General features: G+C 36.3%; 19 protein-coding genes. 4 read left to right on the top strand and 15 right to left on the bottom strand.

The annotated features are described in order from the left end of the window. Window positions 1-4: 4 nt before the first annotated feature. Window positions 5-808, top strand: coding sequence for a carboxypeptidase-like regulatory domain-containing protein (locus tag ACTJIP_RS22440; protein WP_228408627.1), 804 nt, complete (start codon window positions 5-7; stop codon window positions 806-808). 139 nt (window positions 809-947) lie between these two features. Beyond that, window positions 948-1,682 (top strand): SIMPL domain-containing protein, encoded by a 735-nt coding sequence (locus ACTJIP_RS22435; protein ID WP_077413789.1) that lies wholly within the window; start codon window positions 948-950, stop codon window positions 1,680-1,682. 69 nt (window positions 1,683-1,751) lie between these two features. Here the strand turns inward: ACTJIP_RS22435 and ACTJIP_RS22430 are convergent, their stop codons facing one another. The 5 genes from ACTJIP_RS22430 to ACTJIP_RS22410 all read right to left on the bottom strand — a co-directional run bounded on the left by ACTJIP_RS22430 (window position 1,752) and on the right by ACTJIP_RS22410 (window position 6,738). Next, entirely contained in the window at window positions 1,752-2,264 is a 513-nt protein-coding gene (locus tag ACTJIP_RS22430) for a GNAT family N-acetyltransferase (protein WP_077413788.1), read from the bottom strand. A gap of 3 nt (window positions 2,265-2,267) precedes the next feature. After that, window positions 2,268-2,489 carry a PspC family transcriptional regulator gene (locus tag ACTJIP_RS22425; protein WP_034695702.1) on the bottom strand — a complete coding sequence of 74 codons (222 nt, stop codon included), beginning with the start codon at window positions 2,487-2,489 and terminating at the stop codon, window positions 2,268-2,270. Between the two features lie 92 nt (window positions 2,490-2,581). Further along, complete coding sequence (locus tag ACTJIP_RS22420) at window positions 2,582-3,838, bottom strand: DUF2851 family protein (protein ID WP_077413787.1); 1,257 nt, start codon at window positions 3,836-3,838, stop codon at window positions 2,582-2,584. A 28-nt stretch (window positions 3,839-3,866) separates the two neighbouring features. Then, entirely contained in the window at window positions 3,867-5,015 is a 1,149-nt protein-coding gene (bshA, locus tag ACTJIP_RS22415) for an N-acetyl-alpha-D-glucosaminyl L-malate synthase BshA (protein ID WP_047420302.1), read from the bottom strand. 4 nt (window positions 5,016-5,019) lie between these two features. Beyond that, window positions 5,020-6,738 (bottom strand): glycoside hydrolase family 3 protein, encoded by a 1,719-nt coding sequence (locus tag ACTJIP_RS22410; protein ID WP_440705117.1) that lies wholly within the window; start codon window positions 6,736-6,738, stop codon window positions 5,020-5,022. A 116-nt stretch (window positions 6,739-6,854) separates the two neighbouring features. On the opposite strand from ACTJIP_RS22410, the gene ACTJIP_RS22405 reads away from it, so the two are divergent. Then, window positions 6,855-7,403 (top strand): hypothetical protein, encoded by a 549-nt coding sequence (locus ACTJIP_RS22405; protein WP_077413785.1) that lies wholly within the window; start codon window positions 6,855-6,857, stop codon window positions 7,401-7,403. A 267-nt stretch (window positions 7,404-7,670) separates the two neighbouring features. On the opposite strand, the gene ribA is transcribed toward ACTJIP_RS22405, so the two are convergent. The 8 genes from ribA to ACTJIP_RS22365 all read right to left on the bottom strand — a co-directional run bounded on the left by ribA (window position 7,671) and on the right by ACTJIP_RS22365 (window position 14,714). Continuing rightward, window positions 7,671-8,267, bottom strand: coding sequence for a GTP cyclohydrolase II (gene ribA, locus ACTJIP_RS22400; RefSeq protein WP_077413784.1), 597 nt, complete (start codon window positions 8,265-8,267; stop codon window positions 7,671-7,673). Between the two features lie 21 nt (window positions 8,268-8,288). Then, window positions 8,289-8,747 (bottom strand): hypothetical protein, encoded by a 459-nt coding sequence (locus tag ACTJIP_RS22395; RefSeq protein ID WP_047373996.1) that lies wholly within the window; start codon window positions 8,745-8,747, stop codon window positions 8,289-8,291. Continuing rightward, window positions 8,744-9,358: a DUF4254 domain-containing protein gene (locus tag ACTJIP_RS22390; RefSeq protein WP_047382879.1), complete on the bottom strand. Its 615-nt coding sequence runs from the start codon at window positions 9,356-9,358 to the stop codon at window positions 8,744-8,746. The genes ACTJIP_RS22395 and ACTJIP_RS22390 overlap by 4 nt, the downstream gene beginning before the upstream one ends. Before the next feature lie 15 nt (window positions 9,359-9,373). Beyond that, entirely contained in the window at window positions 9,374-9,586 is a 213-nt protein-coding gene (locus tag ACTJIP_RS22385) for a twin-arginine translocase TatA/TatE family subunit (RefSeq protein ID WP_047373994.1), read from the bottom strand. A 31-nt stretch (window positions 9,587-9,617) separates the two neighbouring features. Beyond that, window positions 9,618-11,180 (bottom strand): peptidoglycan DD-metalloendopeptidase family protein, encoded by a 1,563-nt coding sequence (locus ACTJIP_RS22380; RefSeq protein ID WP_426480901.1) that lies wholly within the window; start codon window positions 11,178-11,180, stop codon window positions 9,618-9,620. Beyond that, window positions 11,177-12,028 (bottom strand): DUF4292 domain-containing protein, encoded by an 852-nt coding sequence (locus ACTJIP_RS22375; protein WP_077413781.1) that lies wholly within the window; start codon window positions 12,026-12,028, stop codon window positions 11,177-11,179. Before ACTJIP_RS22375 ends, ACTJIP_RS22380 begins: the two co-directional genes overlap by 4 nt. Before the next feature lie 106 nt (window positions 12,029-12,134). After that, window positions 12,135-13,151: a sugar phosphate nucleotidyltransferase gene (locus ACTJIP_RS22370; protein WP_077413780.1), complete on the bottom strand. Its 1,017-nt coding sequence runs from the start codon at window positions 13,149-13,151 to the stop codon at window positions 12,135-12,137. Window positions 13,152-13,286: 135 nt separating this feature from the next. Then, the gene (locus tag ACTJIP_RS22365; protein ID WP_077413779.1) at window positions 13,287-14,714 is read right to left on the bottom strand and encodes an oligosaccharide flippase family protein; all 1,428 of its coding nucleotides are present in this window, start codon (window positions 14,712-14,714) and stop codon (window positions 13,287-13,289) included. Window positions 14,715-14,814: 100 nt separating this feature from the next. Here ACTJIP_RS22365 and ACTJIP_RS22360 point away from each other — a divergent pair, with 100 nt between their 5' ends. After that, window positions 14,815-16,152 carry a dihydroorotase gene (locus ACTJIP_RS22360; protein ID WP_440705116.1) on the top strand — a complete coding sequence of 446 codons (1,338 nt, stop codon included), beginning with the start codon at window positions 14,815-14,817 and terminating at the stop codon, window positions 16,150-16,152. 155 nt (window positions 16,153-16,307) lie between these two features. On the opposite strand, the gene ACTJIP_RS22355 is transcribed toward ACTJIP_RS22360, so the two are convergent. Together ACTJIP_RS22355 and ACTJIP_RS22350 are read right to left on the bottom strand one after the other, a co-directional pair. Beyond that, window positions 16,308-18,605, bottom strand: coding sequence for a GH92 family glycosyl hydrolase (locus ACTJIP_RS22355; protein WP_440705115.1), 2,298 nt, complete (start codon window positions 18,603-18,605; stop codon window positions 16,308-16,310). Between the two features lie 77 nt (window positions 18,606-18,682). Then, a complete protein-coding gene (locus ACTJIP_RS22350; protein WP_077413776.1) occupies window positions 18,683-19,366 on the bottom strand; it encodes a response regulator transcription factor in 684 nt (227 codons plus the stop codon).

The following is a 19,366-nucleotide window of genomic DNA, read 5'->3' as shown; positions in this document are numbered from 1 at the left end:
GTATATGACTGAAAATATTGAAACATTTGGGCTGAGAAAATTTCTTCTTTTCCTTATGCTTCTGTGCAGTACTTTTATTTTTTCTCAGCAGACCGTAACAGGACGGGTAGTGGATGATAATGGAGAAAACTTAAGTAAAGTGATTGTTATCAACATGTCTTCCGACAAAAAGGTATATTCTGATTCAGAAGGGGTGTTCTCTATAGAAGCCAATCCGAATGATGAACTGAGATTTGTAAAAGAAGACTTCAACAGAACATCCAGAAGAGTTCTTACCAATGGTGTTAATTCTCCGCTGTTTATTACTCTTTATCAGATTCCGAGAGATGTAGGAGAAGTGAAGATTGTAAAAAAACTAACGGGAGATCTGGAAACAGATTCACGGATTGTTGCAAAAGTAGATAAAGGAGAACAGGTGAGAGATGCAGTAGGGCTTCCACAGCCGGTTGGAAAAATGAGAGAAAAACCAGCCGAAGTGAAGAGTGTTCTTTTGCCGATACTTTTAGGAAATCTGAATGTTCAGGGAGTTTATGATCTGATAAGTGGTAAAGCGAGAAGACAGAAAAGACAATATAGATATGATGATCTTCAGGAACATGTTGCCTGGATTCGGGACAGGATAGATGATGATTATTTTGTAAAAGCCGGAATCCCCGCTGACAGAATTTCAGAATTTATTCAGTTTTCATTTTTAGCAAAACCTCAGGTACGAACCTATGTGAAAGCAAAAAATCTTTCAGGAGTAATGCTGAGGTTAGAAGAAACAGTACCTCTTTTTATCGTAAGACTGAAAGAAAATCAAAAGTAGTTGAAGAGAGAAATATCTAGCTATGCTGAATAAGTTGTATTTTCAATCTTTATCTTTGAAATGTTAAAAAAATCTTAAAATATTGGAATGGTAATTGATACAATCTTCAGTGTAACAACAACCCAAATTCACAAGTTTTATGAATAAAAATATTTTTGCAGTAGCTATAGCCGCGCTGGGTTTCATAATCGGGCTCGGATTTTTAGGAAACGCCATTAAAAACAGAAACAAATCTGAAAATACAATTTCCGTAACAGGCCTCGGTACCAAACAGTTTACATCAGACCTGATCACCTGGTCCGGAAGTTTTTCCAAAAATAATGCTGATCTGAAATCGGCTTATGATGAGTTGGCGACAGACAGAAAAGTAATCAATGACTATCTGCTTTCAAAAGGTATACAGCAGAAGGAGATTGTATTTTCTTCCGTAGATATCCAAAAACAGTTCAGAAGTTATAATGATACCAATGGAAATTACGTACAGGGAGAATTCTCAGGTTATAATCTTACCCAAAAAGTTTCTATTGAAAGTAAAGAAGTAGGAAAAATAGAAAACCTATCCAGAAATATTACGGAAATTATCAATCGCGGAATTGAATTCACCTCTTCTTCACCAGCCTATTTTTATACTAAACTGGCTACCGTGAAACAGGAAATGATTGCCAGTGCGACAAAAGATGCCAAAGAACGTGCTGAAAAAATTGCTGAGAATTCTGGAAGCAGCCTGGGAAATCTGAAGAAAGCAACAATGGGAGTAATCCAGATTACAGCCCCCAATTCTAATGAAGACTATTCCTATGGAGGAACTTTCAATACTTCTTCCAAAGAAAAAGAAGCCAGTATTACCATAAAACTTGAGTACGAAGTAAACTAAAACTTGTTTAAAACTTTTGTGGTTAAAAAAACAATAAACGCCGGAAAACAATTCCGGCGTTTTATATTTTTAGTGATAAATAATATTGTAAATTTCTTTTTTTGCTTCCTCCACATTTTCAGGAGTGTAATTAGCAAGCAGCCATAAATTCAAAGACTTTTTCCCCTCACCATAACTTGGCTGAATATGAGTATCGTCAATCAGACTGAAATTATTTCTCTGATAAAAAGAATAACGTCTTGCAGCATCTTCACTCAAATCTACAGGTTCAATTTCTAAAATAACCCCCGGATAGTTTTCTGAGATATGATTGATGATATGAGAACCCAGTTTCTTACTTCTGAATGCTTCAAATACTTCAAAATGCTCTACAAAAACAAAAGTGCTAAGCTCCCACAAGATAAGGTAGCCAATAGCTTCAGACTCATGGACAACAGACATGAACTTTACATAAGGGTTTGAAAATAAACCCTCAAACTGTTCTTTATCCCTTTGTTCGTCTACAGGAAAAGTAGTGGTGTAAGAAGCATAGATTTCCTGAATTCTATGATCTTCAGCAGAAGTGATCGGTAAAAATTCCATAATTTATAAATCAAAGACACTAGGTCTTCTGGTGATGAAAATATCTTTAATCCAAAGTGTAAATGCCAATCCCAGATAGATCAGAAAGAAAAAACCGGCTGTGGCAAAAGTCGAGTAAATGAAGAAGATTCTCAATTTAGATACAGGAATTCCCAGTTTGGCCCCCGTTCTTGTTAGTACACCAAACCATTCTCTTTCCATTTTATGACGGATATTACTCAGCATTTCCAGATTGTTATTTAAAAGTTTAAATCCAATACTGCAAGTTAAGGAATTTTTTTGATAAGGTTTTTGTATGATGTTATCTATAAAGAGAATTATTCTTTTAAAAGTTTAAATCCAATGCCACAGGCTAAACAATTTTTTGCTTCACAATAGTTTTTATGATGATAGATCAGGCTTTGGCTTTCGAGTGCATTGGTAATGTTTAGTCCAAGCTTTTGCCACCCATTAATGATCGTGTTTTTTTCAGCAGAAACAGTTTTGTACAGTTCAATAATTTCATCTGCAATCTCTTCCCGATGGTATTTGTGATAAGTGTACTTTAAAGGAAGAACAGTATTTAAAATAAGAAGATCAATGAAATCCTTGCTCAGTGTTTTAGGCTGTACTTTTGAAATATTTCCGAAATTAAAATGAAAATCCCAGTATTCAGAGGCTTTTATAGCTTTAAAGATAGTATACAGCTGATCCGCATTTCTGGCTTCCATAATCTTTGAAAATAGATTCTGATGTTTGTAAAGGTCTGCCATCTGAGACCATCGGATTGTAGGGAAATTGGGTGGTCTTAACCGTAAAAACTTAGGATGAAACTTCAGATCCGAAATCGAAAATTTGGCTTTAATGAAATCAAATTCCCTTTTCCATATTTTCATCTGTCCATCCTGCGGATTCTCTAGCCATCCCGATATTCCGAAAAATAAAGCTTCAAGCTGAAGAGGATTCTGGCGGATTTTATTAATAACACTGTAATCCACACTTTCGGCAATCTGCCGGAAAATATGAGCATTTACTTTTAATCCAAATGAATAGGCGAAACTGTGAAACAATACGGCTTCAAAATTATTTTTATACTGAATTAAATTCCGCTCAAGTTCCAGGGATTTCTCATCCAGCTTTTTCAGAATATTCTCTTCGTGGAAGTTCAGCGGTATTTTTTTTGGATTAAAGATATTTTCACAAGGAATAAATTCATTTCCATTAATGAGTTTTTCATATTTCTGGATGATATTTTCATCGATATGATTTTTCAGCTCCAGAGCTGGAACATGTTTTCCGGTAAGTTCTTTAATTTCTATGTCATGCTGAAGTACAACATGCAGAATGATGTTCTGATAATTGGGATCCTGAGAATGATTGTGGAAAATCCAGTCTGAAGAACGAACATGCAGCTCTATATTTCCCGCGAGAAGTAAGCCGTTGATTTTTATTTTAGCATCCAGAAAATCAGGGCCGGCATTTTTATTCCATTTTCCGAAATGGATGATTTCAACGGAATTTCCTTCAATATCCTTGAAGTCAAAATTTTTGAAAACCTTATAGTTCCAAAGATATTGAAGTAGTTTTTCCGTCATAAGTGTGACGATAAATATAATAGAAATATTATACTTTCGTCAGCTCCTTATTAAAGTTTTCTATAGTCGTTCTATACATTTTCTCATAGATAGGAAGAATGTTTTTCAAATCGAATTTTATAGCCTGATCTTTCGCGTTTTGCTTCATTTTGGTTAAAAGTTCATCATTGCTCAACAGCTTGATGGTGTAGTTGCTCATGGCCTCCACATTTCCGATTTCAGCAAGATATCCTGTTTCTCCCTGAATATTCACCTCAGGAATTCCTCCTGCATTGGAACTGATTACCGGAGTATAGGCGGCCATTGCTTCCAAAGCAGCCAGACCGAAACTTTCCTGTTCGGAAGGAAGAAGAAATACGTCTGAAAGCTGTAAGATTTTATACAAATCATTTACCTTTCCTAAAAGACGGATTTTGGAGATAAGATCTGGGTTTTCTTCTAAAAACTGATTGACTTTTTCCATATCGGGACCTTCACCAATGATGATCAGTTTGGATTTTACCTTTTTCTCCACATTCTTAAAGATCTGAAGTACCTCATCCACACGCTTTACAGGACGAAGGTTGGATACATGGATCAGAATCTTTTCATCAGGATTGGCAAATTGTGTTCTCTGACACTCAGAGCAGTCATCAAATTCAGAATTGTCAATAAAATTGGTAATCACCTGAATTTCCTTTTTGATGTTGAAAAACTGAAGGGTATCTTTTTTCAGACTTTCAGAAACCGAGGTAATAGCATCTGATTGGTTGATTGAAAATTCTACAGCATGCTTATAACTCGGGTGCTGGCCTACAAGCGTAATATCTGTACCGTGCAGGGTAGTTACCAGTGGAATATCATTATTGTCTTCCTGAAGCATTTGCTTTGCTGTAAAAGCCGCATACGCATACGGAATGGCATAATGTGCATGAAGAAGATCCAGTTTATATAGATTAACAACCCTGTAGATCATCGAGCTTAGCGCAATATCATAAGGCTGATACTGGAACAGCGGATAGGTTTGAACATTTACCCTGTGGAAGAAAATATTCGGGTTGGTAATGTCTAATCTTGCAGGAAGTGCAGAACTGATGAAATGCACTTCATATCCTTTATTGGCAAGAGACATTCCTAATTCTGTTGCTACAATTCCGCTTCCTCCATATGTTGGATAGCAAAGTATGCCTATTTTCATTAGATTATTGTTGTTTTGATGTTGTATTATTTACTGAGGTAACCACATTAAGATCAATACCCATTCCTGGTTTCAGCTGATCATTAACCAGTACAGGAAGTTTTCCCCATATTTTTGTTTTTCCGTTTAAAGCATCAGCTGTGGCATTCATAGAATCATCATTGTTTTCATAAGAAACCAGAACTGTTGAAACTTTTGAAAGGTCAATATCCTTTAATGCGTATGCACTTCCGAATACATTCAGAATTACATTTTGATTTTTGGCAAGCTCAGAAAGAACCTGCTTGGATTCTGCTGAAACTTTATAAGGTTTGTAAGCTGTTGAATTATCTTTATGGAATCCGACAATGACCGTTGATCCTACTGGAATCGTATTTATTTCTCCTGCTTTTTTGATGATTACGTTATTACCTAATCTGTTGGCAAAAATCTGGTAAGGGGCTTCTTCCAAAGGGACATAGTAAATCTGCTTTCCTGTAAGAGGAAGTAATTTCTTTTCATCCTTTAATAAAGTCAGTGCATTGGAATAAAGATTCTGTACCAGCTGGATATGAGAATTGTTATTTAAATCAGCATTGATGTTTTCCGGATTTTTTGGAGTGTATTGAGTAAGGCCAAGGAAATACTTAGTCAATAAGATTTTTTTTACACTTTCTTCTACTCTGGACTGAGGAATTTCTCCTTTATCAATAGCTTTTTGAATCAGTTTTTTACCTTCAGAAACACCTTGTGAGAAAAGCATAATATCATTTCCAGCTTTAAAAGCCATAGCATCCAGTTCTCCCGGCTTGTATTTATTCGCTACAGCACCCATATTTAATGCATCGGTAATGATTAAACCTTTATAACCCAGCTTATCTTTAAGCAATCCGGTAATGATGTTTTTAGAAACGGAAGCAGGGATTCCTTTTCCTGATTCTAAGCTTGGAACATATAAATGGGCAACCATTACTCCTCCGATTCCTTTATTCATCAACGCTTTGAACGGCGCCAGTTCTATGGTGTTAAGCCTTTCCATTGAGTGGGAAACCACTGGAAGGTCAAGGTGTGAGTCTGTGCTGGTATCTCCGTGGCCAGGGAAATGTTTAATCGCTGCTAAGATATTGTTGTCCTGAAGACCATTAGAATAGGATAGGGCAGAGCTGATTACATTATCTACTTCAGAACCAAAACTTCTGTTGCCGATGATTGGATTATTAGGATTGGTGTTAACATCCACTACAGGAGCAAAATCCCAGTTGATTCCCATTCTGTGGCAATCCTCAGCAATTTTTACAGCCATCTGATACACAAGGTTTTTATCCTGGATAGCACCCAATGTCATGGCCCATGGAAATTTGTGAGCAGTTGCTATTCTCTGATACAGTCCCCATTCTGCGTCCATACCAATCATCAAAGGAACTTTAGATTTTTGCTGAAATTCATTGACCAGATTGATTTCTCTTGCAGCATCGTCCTGCATTAAGATCAGACCGCCTATTTTATCATTGGCAACAATGTTTCTTACCTGGCTGATATAGTCTTCTCCTTTATTGGTGTAAAGTGCCACAATAAAAAGCTGTCCTAGTTTTTCATCCTGAGAAAGATTTTTATAAGTTTTGTCAACCCATTGCTGAGCCTTTTTCAAATCTTCCTTAGAAGCATTTTTAGGCTGATATTGGGCGTTCACCTTAGGACTTATCAATGCGACAATAAAGAGTGAAGTATATAATAATTTCTTCATGACTTTTTGAATAAGAACAAAAATACAATTAAAAAAATGAGGAAAACAAAGTTTTTGAGATTTTTGGTATATGATTTGAATACGCAATATAAATAATAACTAAACTTTAATAAGAAATGAAAAAAATACTTCTCTTTTTATTCCTGGGTGCTGTTGGATTTACAGCTTACAGTTGTGATAATAGTGATGATACTGTAGTACAGGGAACAGATTATGATACGATAAACCAGTCATTTGATATAAGTCCTAGTTTTACTAAGGTGGATGATAATCTGTACAGATGGACTGATGATTTCAACAGCCCATTAGTACAATCCGATATGGTCCTTATTTATATGCAGGTTGGAACTGACGGAGGTTCTCCTATCTGGAAACTTCTTCCATATACCCGTTATGTAGGTAATGCGAATAATGATGCTGTAGATTATATTTATGAATTCAGTAAATTTGCTGCTACCATTAATATTAATTCTACTGCTGCGTTTAGTTTAACGGCTAATCCGTCATATTATCAGAATAAAAATTTCAGAGTACTTATTCTTCCTGCTAATGGAACGGGTACTGGTGGAGCAAAAGCAGCTAAAGGTAATGTAGTAGATTACAACGATTACAAGAGTGTAATTAAATATTACAATATTGACGAGTCTAAAATCAAGACTAAATAATTTAGAATATCTTTTCAGTTTTTTATAATTAAAAAAGCTCCGGGAGAAATCTCGGGGCTTTTGATTTGTTAATGACTGATTATAAATGATTTTATAAGATGCTGTAATTTGAGCATTATTGATAGTATAGAAGAAAGCCAGGTGTTGCTAAATTAAAGCCCTATTTGAGTGTTTTCCGTGTGAAATTTGTGGTCTGAATAATGACAGTTTCCCAAGGTAGTAAGGTAAAATAAAAAAGCTTCAGAAATTCTGAAGCTTTTGTTTTATTTAGTTATCATTGTCATCCAGAAGATGTCCAAAGAAATCTTTTTTTGTTTGCAGATATCCTTTGCTCATTTCGTTCGCAGGAATCTGTAGCGGTACTCTTGAATTAAGGTGAATGTTGCTGTCTACAACATATCTTACCTTTTCAGGATTGTTGGTCAGAAGGTTGATGTCTTTTACTTCCAACAGATTCAGGATTTCAATGGCTACTCCAAAATTTCTGTCATCTGCAGGAAGTCCCAGTTCAAGATTGGCCTGTACGGTGTCCAAACCTTTTTCCTGTAAGGAATATGCCTTCAGCTTGTTGATGATCCCGATGTTCCTTCCTTCCTGGCGAAGGTAGATGATAATTCCACCGTTTTCATGGATATATTTCATTGCAGCATCCAATTGTTGGCCGCATTCACATTTTTTTGAATGGAAAACTTCTCCGGTAATACATTCTGAATGGAAACGAACATTGACAGGCTTTGAAAAATCTGTATTTTCAGCCACGATGGCCATATGAGGCATCCAGTCGTTTTCGTTTTCGGAGAAAGCTATCATTCGGAAAGTACCGTGTTCTGTGGGAACATTGGCTTCCGCCTGAATTTTAATCATTGATAGTTGTTCAATTAGTTTTTAACTTCCTGGCAAAGCATCTTCAATAACAGAGATATTGGTTTTTAAACGAACCAGATATCTGTTGAGAACTTCATCGTCATCTCTGTCAAGATTTTGTCTTAGCTTTTGAATTTTTTTGTATGATTTTTCAAAGCTTTTAAGGGCTCTGCTTTTACCGGCAGAATTACTGGCATCAATAGCATATAAATAATTCTGAAGGCTGTATTTCAAACTGGTAACCTCATCGTTCAACCCATTGTTTTTAAACTTGGGAAAAGTGGAGATCATATTTGAAATTTCAGAAGCATTTACATTTTCTTTAATATTGATATTAAAATTCTTCTTTGAGCCTCTGTCGGAATCAGAACCTTTGGTATCACTATAAAAATTATTTGACAACGGGGAAAGGTTTAGCTTTTCCGTTGCACAGGAAGATGTTAATATGATAAGTACTCCAAGAAAAATTAGTCGTTTCATTTCTGTTGCCCTTTTTGATAAAGGATTGGGTTAAGACTTTCATCGTTATACATTTTCATTTGTTTGTATACTTTCATCTTAACGTTACCGTTCTCAATATCAGCAAGCAACTGATTAATAGAAGTTGACAGGTCCTCTTTCTGAGTAAGCAGAACATCCAGTTTAGCCTGGCAGTTGTTTCTGTGTTCTTCAGAAGCCGATTCTCTATTCGCTTCTAACGACATATGATAAACCTTTAATGCAAGAATTGATAATCTGTCTACTGCCCAAGCGGGAGTTTCTGTATTTATTTTTGCTTCAGATTTAGGAGTTATATTTTCAAACTTAGTAAGGAACCAGCCGTCAATATATTCTACCAGATCAGTTCTTTTCTGATTGGAAGCGTCTATTGTTCTCTTGAGTTGAAGAGCTTCAGCCGGATCAATATTTTCATCTCTAATTATATCTTCCAGATGCCATTGAACGGTATCAATCCAGTTCTTTGCATACAAAATCCGTTCCAAAGTATCTTTTTCGAACGGGTTATTAATTAGAGTGTTAACGTCATCAGACACGTGATAGTCTTCAATAGCTTGATTGAAGACTTTCCATGCAGTCTCAGTAAATTTCATTAATTCTAAGGAATTTTAGTTGCTTGGAGAATTATTATCGTTCGAAGTTGGTTTTTTTTCAGAACCTGGTTTGTCTTCTTCTTTTACCGCATCTTTAAATTCTTTGATTCCTGAACCTACTCCTCTCATTAATTCCGGAATTTTCTTTCCTCCAAAAAGTAATACTAAAAGTATTGCTACGATAAGGATGTGTTGCCAAGATAAGGCAAGTATTGTTAGTGTATTCATCTCTTAAAATTTTTGCAAAGTTACACTTTTTTTAATATGAAATCCAACCTAATGGGTCAACTGGTGTACTTCCATTCCATACTTGGAAATCAAGAGTATAAGCGCCATCAAAATCCTGGGCTATAGTACCTATTGCAGTTCCTGATGAAACCTGCTGTCCTTTGGAAACATTTGCATTGGATAAGTTGGAATAAATAGTAAAATACCCTCCGTGTTTGATAATAACGGTCTTGGTACCATCACTGCTTGCTACAACCGAAGATACAGTTCCCGGGAATACAGATTTAGCACGTGTACCTGAAGGCACAGAAATTTTAATACCGGTATTGTCTTCAGAGATATTTTTGAAAACCGGGTGCTGCTGTCTTCCGAAACGGTGGGTGATTTGTCCGGCTCTGTCTGCAGGATAACCAAGTCTTCCTCTATTGTCTGCAAAGCTGTTTCCGGTAGCGGTAGAAACTCCGTAGCTTGTCATTGCCTTCGTTTCAGCAGCTTTTTTCTCTTCTTCTTTTCTCTTCGTAAGAGCAGCTTCTGCGGCTCTTGCAGCTGTTAATTTATCAGCAGCTTCTTTAGCTCTTACATTGGCTTCATCTGAAGCTTTTTTAGCAGCTATTCTTCTGGACTCATCTCTTGCATTGGCTTCTGCCTTGGCAGCATCTTCACTACGCTTTCTTTCTTCTTCAGCTCTTTTTGCCGCCAGATCTGCAGCTCTTTTAGCTTCAGCTTCAGCAAGTCTTCTTTCTCTTTCAAGGGCTTCGGCTCTTGCTTTGGCTTCCGCTTCAATTCTTGCTTTTTCTCTTTCGGCAGCTATTTTAGCCAAACGTATTTTTTCTGCTTCTGCTTTTCTTCTTGCTTCTTCCTCTGCTTTAGCAATTCTGATTTCTTCAGCAATAATAGCTCTGATCTGTCCTTCCAATGCTTTGGACTGAACTTGCTTCTGCTTAAGTTCAGCGGTCAGTTTGGATTCGTTTTTCTTAAAATCAGTTACCAACTGCTCTTTCTGAGCTCTTTCAGCATTGATCGTCGCCAAATCCTTCTGTTGGTTTACCAGAAGGTTTGCTTTCTCTTTTACAGAGTTTTGTCTTTGTGCAATTGTTTTCTTGATCAGGTTGGCAGCATTGGTAATTTCAGCTGCTTTTTTATCCTGATAATCTGAGTATTGTTTCAGGTACTGTACTCTACGTATACCTTCTCCTAGATTTTTGGCAGAAAGAATAAAAGTTACTTTGTTCTGTACACCTTTATTTTTATAAGCATTCACCAAAACCTCAGCATAGTTTTTTCTCAATACAGCCAGTTCTTTGTTCTGACGATTGATTTCCAGCTGACGTAAATAGATATCATCCTCAATGAATCTTTTTTCTTTCTGAGTATTATTATATACCTTCTCTCTTAAAACCAATTTTTGGTTCACATTGGAAAGATAAGCTACAGAAAGCTTAGATTCACTTCTGGTTTTGGCTAAATCGGAATTTATTTGTGCAATTTGTTTTTTAAGTTCGGCATTCTGCTTCTGCAGCTGTTCTTTGTTCTGCTGTCCCTGGTGCAGTCCAAACATCAAAACACCTATTAAAAAGCTAAATTTTTTAATCATTTAATCTCAATTTTCTTATAACTGGATGGTACAGAATAAGGTGTTTCCATCCTCGAAAAGTCAAATTTCGTATTTTCCATTAAGATCTGACTAGATTTTGAGCCTTTTATAATTATTTTAACATTTTTTGGAAGACGGATTCCTTCATATTCATTCCAGTCACTATAAGAAACATCAAGTTCGTCTGAAGACAGAATATCTTTTAAATTGACGGATAATAAATCGTAATTAGTGTCGTATTGAAGTGCAATTTTATATTCCCTGTTTTTTTCATCTGTTGTAATTTTCTGATTGATGTTAGAAACCATTTTGAAGCCTTGTGCATTTTGTGTCAGATCAAATTGTCTGTCATTTATTTTGACAAAAGTTCTTCCTAACAGGATTTTCTCCAAAGATTTATAATCAATGAAATTAACGTTCAGTAAATTATTAAGATAATCAAAGTCGGAATCTATATAGGTTTTGTTGATCTTATCCTGGCCTTTTATTCCTTCAGGAGTCGCAATACCTCTGGCCGCATTGATGAATAAAGCTCTGAGATTCATCCATACCTTTTTGTCATTTTCAATATAGACAGTAGCATCCAGGGTAGGGACATAGCTTCCCGTTTCTACCCGAACTTTGCTGTCAATCTTGATCTGCTCAAATTTGGGTGGAATCAATACATGTTCGAAAAAAGTGAGTTTGTCTCTCACCGGTTGGTTTACATCTTTTGGATTTCCATTGTCTTTATCCACTGTTGTAGTAATACTGTCCCGTGTCTGATCTGTATCATTTTGAACTTTGGTACGGGTCTTACAGGATGATAAGACAAGAAGCAATAAAAGAAGGGGAATCCAGTTTTTCATGTATTTATCTTTAATTAAAAATACGGTGCAATATTAACGCCAAACCACACAAAACATGTTGTGTGGCTTGATGATATCTTGTTTAAGTTAAATAATTTCTATTCTTTTATTTAGATAGAAAATCTAACACGGAATAGTCTCCCAAAGAAATTTCTCTGGCCACTCCGAAATATTGTGCAGAGTTACCGATCATAGAATTAGAAAGATTTCCGTGATTGATTCTGGTGTTTTCCTGAATCAGGGAGTTTTCAATATTAGAATTAACAACCGTTGTATTGTTTCCTAATGAAACTCCAGGTCCTACTTTTGAATTGGAGATTTTTACATTTTCACCAATAAAGCACGGCTGAATAATCAAAGAATTTTCAATCACAGCAGAAGCAGGGTGATTCATCATTTCCTCTCTTTCATACTCAAGGATTTTGCTGTTGGTTTCTACAGTGGCATTTTTGTTACCACAGTCCATCCAGTCGTTTACTTTTCCAAGGGTAAATTTGGCTCCTTTAGATCTAAGGTTTTCAAGTGCTGTTGTCAATTGATATTCACCTCCGTTTTTAATATCATTGTCCATGATATAGTTGATCTCTTCCATCAGCTTTTCAGCACTGTTGAAATAATAAATACCAATGATGGCAAGATCTGAAACATAAACAGTCGGTTTTTCAACAAAATCTGTGATGAAACCGTAATTGTCTAATTTTACAACTCCGAAAGCAGATGGATCTTCTACACTTTTCACCCAGATCACTCCATCAGAATTTTTGTCTAATTGGAAGTCTGCACGGAAAAGGGTATCTGCAAAAGCAATAACGATATCTCCCTGCATAGATTGCTCAGCACATTTGATTGCATGAGCGGTACCAAGAGGATCGTTCTGATAATATATGCTTCCTTTTGCTCCTAGCTTTTCAGCAATCTGAATAAGGGATCTTTCGATCTCAGGGCCAAAATCTCCGATGATAAAAGCTACCTCTTCAATATTTTCTCCTGCAACTTTAGCAATATCTTCCACCAATCTCTGTACGATAGGTTTTCCTGCAATAGGAATAAGCGGTTTTGGAACTGTCAGTGTATGGGGACGTAATCTGGAACCACGTCCAGCCATAGGAACAATAATTTTCATAAATTATATAAAAAATTTTTTATAGTTATTTTAATAATTTGGTTAAAGATAATAATTAAAACCTTTGTTGGTATATGATTTATATCTTTTTAATATTTGAATAGGTTTGTTTACTATCAAAATAAAGACCAAAGTTTAATTTTTTCTGATTCTCGATAAAATCAAGTCTTTTTCGGAATAAATCAAAATTCCGGTGAAGATCAGAAACAGGGCATTACTTGTTAGAATATTATAATTAAGATATTTTACAATGATAAAACTAAAGATCGCAAGTAATATAAGGAAGAAGGACATTTTCTTCATTCTGTAGGGAATAGGATAATATTTCTGCCCCAGAAGATAAGATACAATCATCATAATAACATAGGCTCCAAATGTAGCCCACGCAGAACCGATCATGCTGTGGTAATAGGTTAAGGCTAAAAGATTAAGGGCAATGTTTATTCCTGCTCCAAGCCATGAAATAACAGTTCCTACACTGGTTCTGTCCGTTACTTTATACCAGGTGGAAAAGTTATAATATATTCCGAAGCAGAGATTGGCAATAACAATAATCGGGATGATGTCTATAGCGATCCAATAAGATTTGTTGGGAATGAAAACTTCTTTCAGCCAGGATATATTGGCGATAATTCCTAACGCTACGGCACAGGCAAAAAAGGAAAAGTATTCTGCTACTTTGGCATAAGTCTTTTTGGCATCACCTTTATCCATTTGTTTAAAAAAGAAAGGTTCAATACCCATTCTGTATGCTGTGACAAACAAGGTCATCAGTACAGCCAGTTTATAGCAGCCACCATAAGCACCGGCTTCTTCGTCTGAAATATGATTTCTCTGGATAGATTTATCAAAATTTTCATTGACCATAAAAGCCAGACCTGCCAGCATGAGCGGAAAGGAATATTTGATCATACGCCCGAATAAAGAGGTCACAAACTGAAATCTTACTTTTAATATAATAGGAAGGAGTAATAAAACTCCTAAAGCGCTTCCTGCCAAATTACTGAAGAACGGATAATCTACATTTTGGTCCAACCCAAAACTTTTGGATATGTTTTCCGGAATCCAGAAGAATAATGCCGCAGTAAAAACAGCCTGAAATATAGCCTGAACAACTCTTACAGCAGAGTATTTGATAGGTTTATTATGAAAACGCAGCCATGCAAACGGAATCACCAATAAATTATCAAAAAATGCAATCAAAGCAAACCATCTGATGTATTCAGGATTATCATGATACCCTAAATAATCTGCAATAGGCTGATTGAGTAAATAGCACAATGCAAGAAAAACCGTGGACGTTGAAAACAAAAACCAGAATGAAGTATTGAACGTTCTTTTTTCATTACCCTCTTCAGCTGAAAAACGGAAATATGCCGTTTCAAAACCGAAAGAAAGAATGATATTAACAAAAGAAATCCACGCATAAAGCTGGGTGAAAATCGCAAAACCTTCATTGGGAATTTTATAAATCAAAAGTGGATTCAGGATGAATAAAATAATTCTGGGTGCTATAGCCCCCGCTCCATAGATGATTGTCTGCCCTAATAGTTTCTTATACAAAGTCGAAATTTTTTACAAATGTAAAACTTTAAGTATTCGTTTGGTGATTTTGGGGTGAATTAAAACATAAAATCTTAATTTTACGGGGAAATAAATTGAAATGAAAGTTCTTATAAAAAACGTAAATATCGTCAACGAAGGAAAAGTCTTTGAAAGCGATATCCTAATAGAAAATGACTTAATTTCCAGGATAGCTGCTGATATTTCTGAAGAAGCAGATCAGATCATTGATGGTTCAGGAAAGTATCTTCTTCCGGGAGTAATCGATGATCAAGTACATTTCCGTGATCCGGGACTTACTCATAAAGGAGATATTGAAAGTGAATCAAGGGCGGCGATTGCCGGTGGAGTTACCAGCTTTATCGATCAGCCCAATACAGTACCGAATGCTGTTACCCAGGAACTGTTAGCAGATAAATATGAGATTGCTTCCCAAAAAGCTTATGCCAACTATGGTTTTATGATGGGAGGAACCAATGATAATCTGGAGGAGGTTTTGAAAACAAATCCAAGAACTGTTCCGGGAATCAAATTATTCTTAGGCTCATCTACAGGAAATATGCTGGTGGATAATCCGGAAACACTGGAAAATATTTTCAGCAATACCCAAATGCTGATTGCTGTTCACTGTGAAGATGAAGCTACGATCAGAGCCAATACTCAAAAATACATGGATGAGTATGGTGAAGATATTCCTGTAAAATTCCATCATTTGATCAGAAGCGAAGAAGCATGTTATATATCTTCTTCCAAAGCTATTGAACTTGCCGAAAAAACAGGAGCGAGACTTCATGTTTTTCATCTTTCGACAGCAAAGGAAATGGAACTTTTCAGAAATGATATTCCTTTAAAAGATAAAAAGATCACTGCTGAGGTGTGTGTTCACCATCTGACTTTTACCAATGAGGATTATGAAACAAAAGGCGGACTTATCAAATGGAATCCGGCTGTAAAAACTCAAAAGGATAAAGATGCCCTTTGGGAAGCATTGTTAGATGACAGAATTGATGTTATCGCTACAGATCACGCTCCACATACTGCAGAAGAAAAAAATAATGTATATACAAAATGTCCTTCAGGAGCACCTTTGGTACAACATTCATTAGTTGTGATGCTGGAAAACTATAAAAACGGTAAAATATCCCTTGAGAAAATCGTTGAAAAGATGTCTCACAATCCTGCCATCCTTTTTAAAGTTGAAAAAAGAGGTTTTGTGAAGGAAGGATATAAAGCAGATTTGGTTTTAGTTGATTTAAATGAAAACTGGACGGTTTCTAAAGATAATTTACTGTACAAATGCGGTTGGAGTCCTTTGGAAGGAATGAACTTCCACTCGAAGGTTACCCATACTTTTGTTAATGGACATCTTGTGTATGATAATGGTAAAATTGCAGAAGGAAAATTCGGAGAGAGATTGCTTTTTGAAGCTAGGGATTAATAAGATATAACCGAGGAATATAGTCTCAGATTAACCTGAGATTGTCAAGATAATTCAATAGGAGCGGGCTTTAGCCCGCTCTTTTATTTTAAATCTTCCATTGGCTTTAGCCAAAACTTGTTCTTAGCTCTCGCAGATCTGCGAGAATATATTTTTTACTTTTTCGCCTTACTGCCCATATAAAATGTCAGCTTCCCACCATTCATAATCTCAGAATGCTTCAGCGTAAAGGTTTTAATCTCTTTTCCATTCAAAAGAACCTTTTGAACATATACATTTTTCGGACTTTGATTAATAGCTTCAATTTCAAAAGTTTTTCCGTTTTCCAGATTCAGTACAGCAGCATCAATCGCAGGACTTCCTATTGAATAATCTTCTGAACCGGGCGCTACAGGATAGAAGCCTAATGAACTTAAAATATACCAGGCACTCATTTGTCCCGCATCATCATTTCCGCCCAATCCATCTGGTGTAGCTTTATACTGCATTTCCAAAATACGGCGGATCTGTGCCTGTGCTTTCCATGGCTGTCCTGCCCAGTTATAAAAATAAGCGACATGGTGAGCGGGTTCGTTTCCGTGAACATATCCCCCAATGATTCCTTCCCGGGTAATATCTTCAGTGTCTGCAAAGAATTCGTCAGGTAAATGCATCGTGAACAGTTCATCCAGCTTTGAGGCAAATTTCTTCTTTCCACCCATCATCGTGATCAGCTCATCCGGATTTTGGGGAACAAAGAAACTGTAGTTCCATGAATTTCCTTCAATAAAGCCCTGTCCATGAGTGCTTAACACATCGAAATATTTTTTAAAGCTTCCATCTGCCAGACGCGGACGCATAAATCCTATTGTTTTGTCAAAATTATTTTTCCAGTTTTCAGATCGCTTGATAAACTGATTGTAAATTTCTGTTTTGTTTAAATGTTTTGCCAATTGAGCAATAGCCCAGTCATCATAAGCATATTCCAGTGTATTGGAAACTGAAGTTCCGCTTTTCTCAGCCGGAATATATCCAAGATCGATATATTGGCCGATTCCTTCATAATTTCTTTTGTTAGCCGTTTCTATACATGCTTTTAATGCTTCTTCAGGATCTCCTTCATAATTTCCTTTAATAATAGCATCTGCCACTACACTTACACTGTGATAACCACTCATACACCAGTTGTCATTGGCATAATGTGACCAGATGGGCAGCATTTTCATAGAAAACTGGTTATAATGAGCCATCATAGATTTTACCATATCACTATTCCGTTTGGGCTGAATAATATTAAAGAATGGATGAAGAGTACGGTAAGTATCCCATAAAGAGAAGGTCGTATAATTGGTAAAGCCGTCTGCTTTATGAAGGTTCTGATCCAGACCTTTATATTCTCCATTAACATCCATGTAAGTCGTTGGATTGATAAAGGTGTGATACATCGCGGTATAAAAATTCGTTTTTTCCGTATCAGAACCTTTAATGACAATTTTATTTAATTCCTTATTCCAGCTGCTTTGAGTCTGAGCCTTAACCTGATCGAAATTCATACCTCCGACTTCTTTTTCCAGGTTTTCCAAAGCGTTGGTTTGACTTACAGGAGAAATGGCAAGCTTTACTTCAATAGCTTCATTATCATTAGTGTCAAAATCGAAAAACATCTTCAGGTTCTTTCCCGCAATCTCAGGGAAATTCTGATTTTGGTCAAATTTTCTCCAAAACCCTTTATAAACCTGCTTCTCATCGTAGTTTTTCTGACCATAAGATTTAAAAGGTTTTGAAAACTTCATCGCAAAATAAACCGTTCTTGTTCTTGCCCAGCCATTGGTCTGGCGATATCCGGTGATGGTATTTCCGCTTTCTACACGCACGTATGTCCATACATTTTTTCCATCATAATTGTAAATACCTGCCATGAGATCCAGAATAATATGGGACTGATCAGACTTTGGGAAAGTATAGCGGTGGATTCCAACTCTTGGTGTTGCTGTCAGCTCTGCCAGAATATTGTGATCATCCAGTTTTACTTTGTAATATCCAGCTTCAGCTGTTTCGTTTTGGTGAGAAAATCTGCTTCTATAGCCGCTTTCAGGATTGGAAGCTGTTCCGGGATTCAGTTGAAGCTTTCCTACCATTGGCATGATCAGAAAATCTCCAAGATCGGAATGTCCCGTTCCACTGAAGTGGGTGGAACTGAAACCTACAATGGTTTTATCTTCATAGCGGTAGCCGGCGCAGTATTTATAAACCTCGCCATTGTATTTTCCGTTAAGTTCATAAGAAATAGTATCTGTTTCAGGGCTTAGCTGTACCGCACCAAAGGGAACTGTAGCTCCGGGATAAGTATGGCCCATTTTTTCAGTGCCGATCAGCGGATTGACGTATTGTATTAATTTTTCAAATTTTTGGGCATGAAAGTTTGCACTTAAAAATAATAGAGAAAGAAAAACAATGGGTCTGTGATTTTTCATTAATGACAATTTTTCAAAGTTTAAAATTAATTAAAATCATCATTTGCTATTGTGTTTTAGATAAATTCAGGTACTATTTATTCTTTTTCAGAAAAACGAAAACCTATTCCATGCAGGTTTTCTATTAAAACATTCCGTTCTTCGGCAAGCACCTTTCGCAACCGGGAAATAAATACATCGAGGCTGCGCCCCATAAAATAGTCATCATCACCCCAGATTGCCTTCAGAATATCCTGCCTTTTGACAACCAGATTCTTGTGACAGATAAAATACAAAAGAAGGTCAGATTCTCTTTGGGTAAGAGTAATGCTGTTTTCTATGCCTTGCAGCGTATAGTTTTTGGGATCAAAATCATACCTTCCTACTTTATACTTTAGAGGGGAAGTATCTGTTTTCTTGGTGCGTTTCAGGAAAACTTCAATTTTCAGCATCAGTTCTTCAATACTGAATGGCTTTACCAGATAATCATCGGCACCTATTTTAAGACCTTTTATTCTGTCTTCTTTTAACGCTTTTGCAGAAATGAAAATAATAGGGATCTCAGAATTTTTACTGCGGATATGTTCGGCTACTTCAAATCCGTTCATGCCGGGCATCATAATATCCAGCAGGCAAATATCAAAATTCTGACTGTTAAATGCTTCCAATGCTGATTCACCATCCGAGTAACAGCTGATGTCATAATAACTCTCAAGACTGTCTTCCACCAGGAAAGCTATTGTTTTGTCATCTTCGGCATATAAAATTTTAGATTTCTCCAT

This window comes from Chryseobacterium sp. 22543 (assembly GCF_052044565.1).
Taxonomy (GTDB): Bacteria; Bacteroidota; Bacteroidia; order Flavobacteriales; family Weeksellaceae; genus Chryseobacterium.
The sequence above is the reverse complement of the archived record's forward strand: the minus strand, read 5'-3'. Positions and strand labels throughout refer to the sequence as shown.

Excerpts from the sequence above, each read along its gene's own strand:
- ACTJIP_RS22440 (WP_228408627.1), top strand. The coding sequence starts at position 5 with ATGACTGAAAATATTGAAACATTTGGGCTGAGAAAATTTCTTCTTTTC.
- ACTJIP_RS22430 (WP_077413788.1), bottom strand. The coding sequence starts at position 2,264 with ATGGAATTTTTACCGATCACTTCTGCTGAAGATCATAGAATTCAGGAA.
- ACTJIP_RS22375 (WP_077413781.1), bottom strand. The coding sequence starts at position 12,028 with ATGAAAAACTGGATTCCCCTTCTTTTATTGCTTCTTGTCTTATCATCC.
- ACTJIP_RS22350 (WP_077413776.1), bottom strand. The coding sequence starts at position 19,366 with ATGGAGAAATCTAAAATTTTATATGCCGAAGATGACAAAACAATAGCT.
- bshA (WP_047420302.1), bottom strand. The coding sequence starts at position 5,015 with ATGAAAATAGGCATACTTTGCTATCCAACATATGGAGGAAGCGGAATT.
- ACTJIP_RS22420 (WP_077413787.1), bottom strand. The coding sequence starts at position 3,838 with ATGACGGAAAAACTACTTCAATATCTTTGGAACTATAAGGTTTTCAAA.
- ACTJIP_RS22395 (WP_047373996.1), bottom strand. The coding sequence starts at position 8,747 with ATGAAACGACTAATTTTTCTTGGAGTACTTATCATATTAACATCTTCC.
- ACTJIP_RS22410 (WP_440705117.1), bottom strand. The coding sequence starts at position 6,738 with ATGAAGAAATTATTATATACTTCACTCTTTATTGTCGCATTGATAAGT.
- ACTJIP_RS22390 (WP_047382879.1), bottom strand. The coding sequence starts at position 9,358 with ATGAAATTTACTGAGACTGCATGGAAAGTCTTCAATCAAGCTATTGAA.
- ribA (WP_077413784.1), bottom strand. The coding sequence starts at position 8,267 with ATGATTAAAATTCAGGCGGAAGCCAATGTTCCCACAGAACACGGTACT.
- ACTJIP_RS22385 (WP_047373994.1), bottom strand. The coding sequence starts at position 9,586 with ATGAATACACTAACAATACTTGCCTTATCTTGGCAACACATCCTTATC.
- ACTJIP_RS22355 (WP_440705115.1), bottom strand. The coding sequence starts at position 18,605 with ATGAAAAATCACAGACCCATTGTTTTTCTTTCTCTATTATTTTTAAGT.
- ACTJIP_RS22425 (WP_034695702.1), bottom strand. The coding sequence starts at position 2,489 with ATGCTGAGTAATATCCGTCATAAAATGGAAAGAGAATGGTTTGGTGTA.
- ACTJIP_RS22380 (WP_426480901.1), bottom strand. The coding sequence starts at position 11,180 with ATGATTAAAAAATTTAGCTTTTTAATAGGTGTTTTGATGTTTGGACTG.
- ACTJIP_RS22360 (WP_440705116.1), top strand. The coding sequence starts at position 14,815 with ATGAAAGTTCTTATAAAAAACGTAAATATCGTCAACGAAGGAAAAGTC.
- ACTJIP_RS22435 (WP_077413789.1), top strand. The coding sequence starts at position 948 with ATGAATAAAAATATTTTTGCAGTAGCTATAGCCGCGCTGGGTTTCATA.
- ACTJIP_RS22370 (WP_077413780.1), bottom strand. The coding sequence starts at position 13,151 with ATGAAAATTATTGTTCCTATGGCTGGACGTGGTTCCAGATTACGTCCC.
- ACTJIP_RS22405 (WP_077413785.1), top strand. The coding sequence starts at position 6,855 with ATGAAAAAAATACTTCTCTTTTTATTCCTGGGTGCTGTTGGATTTACA.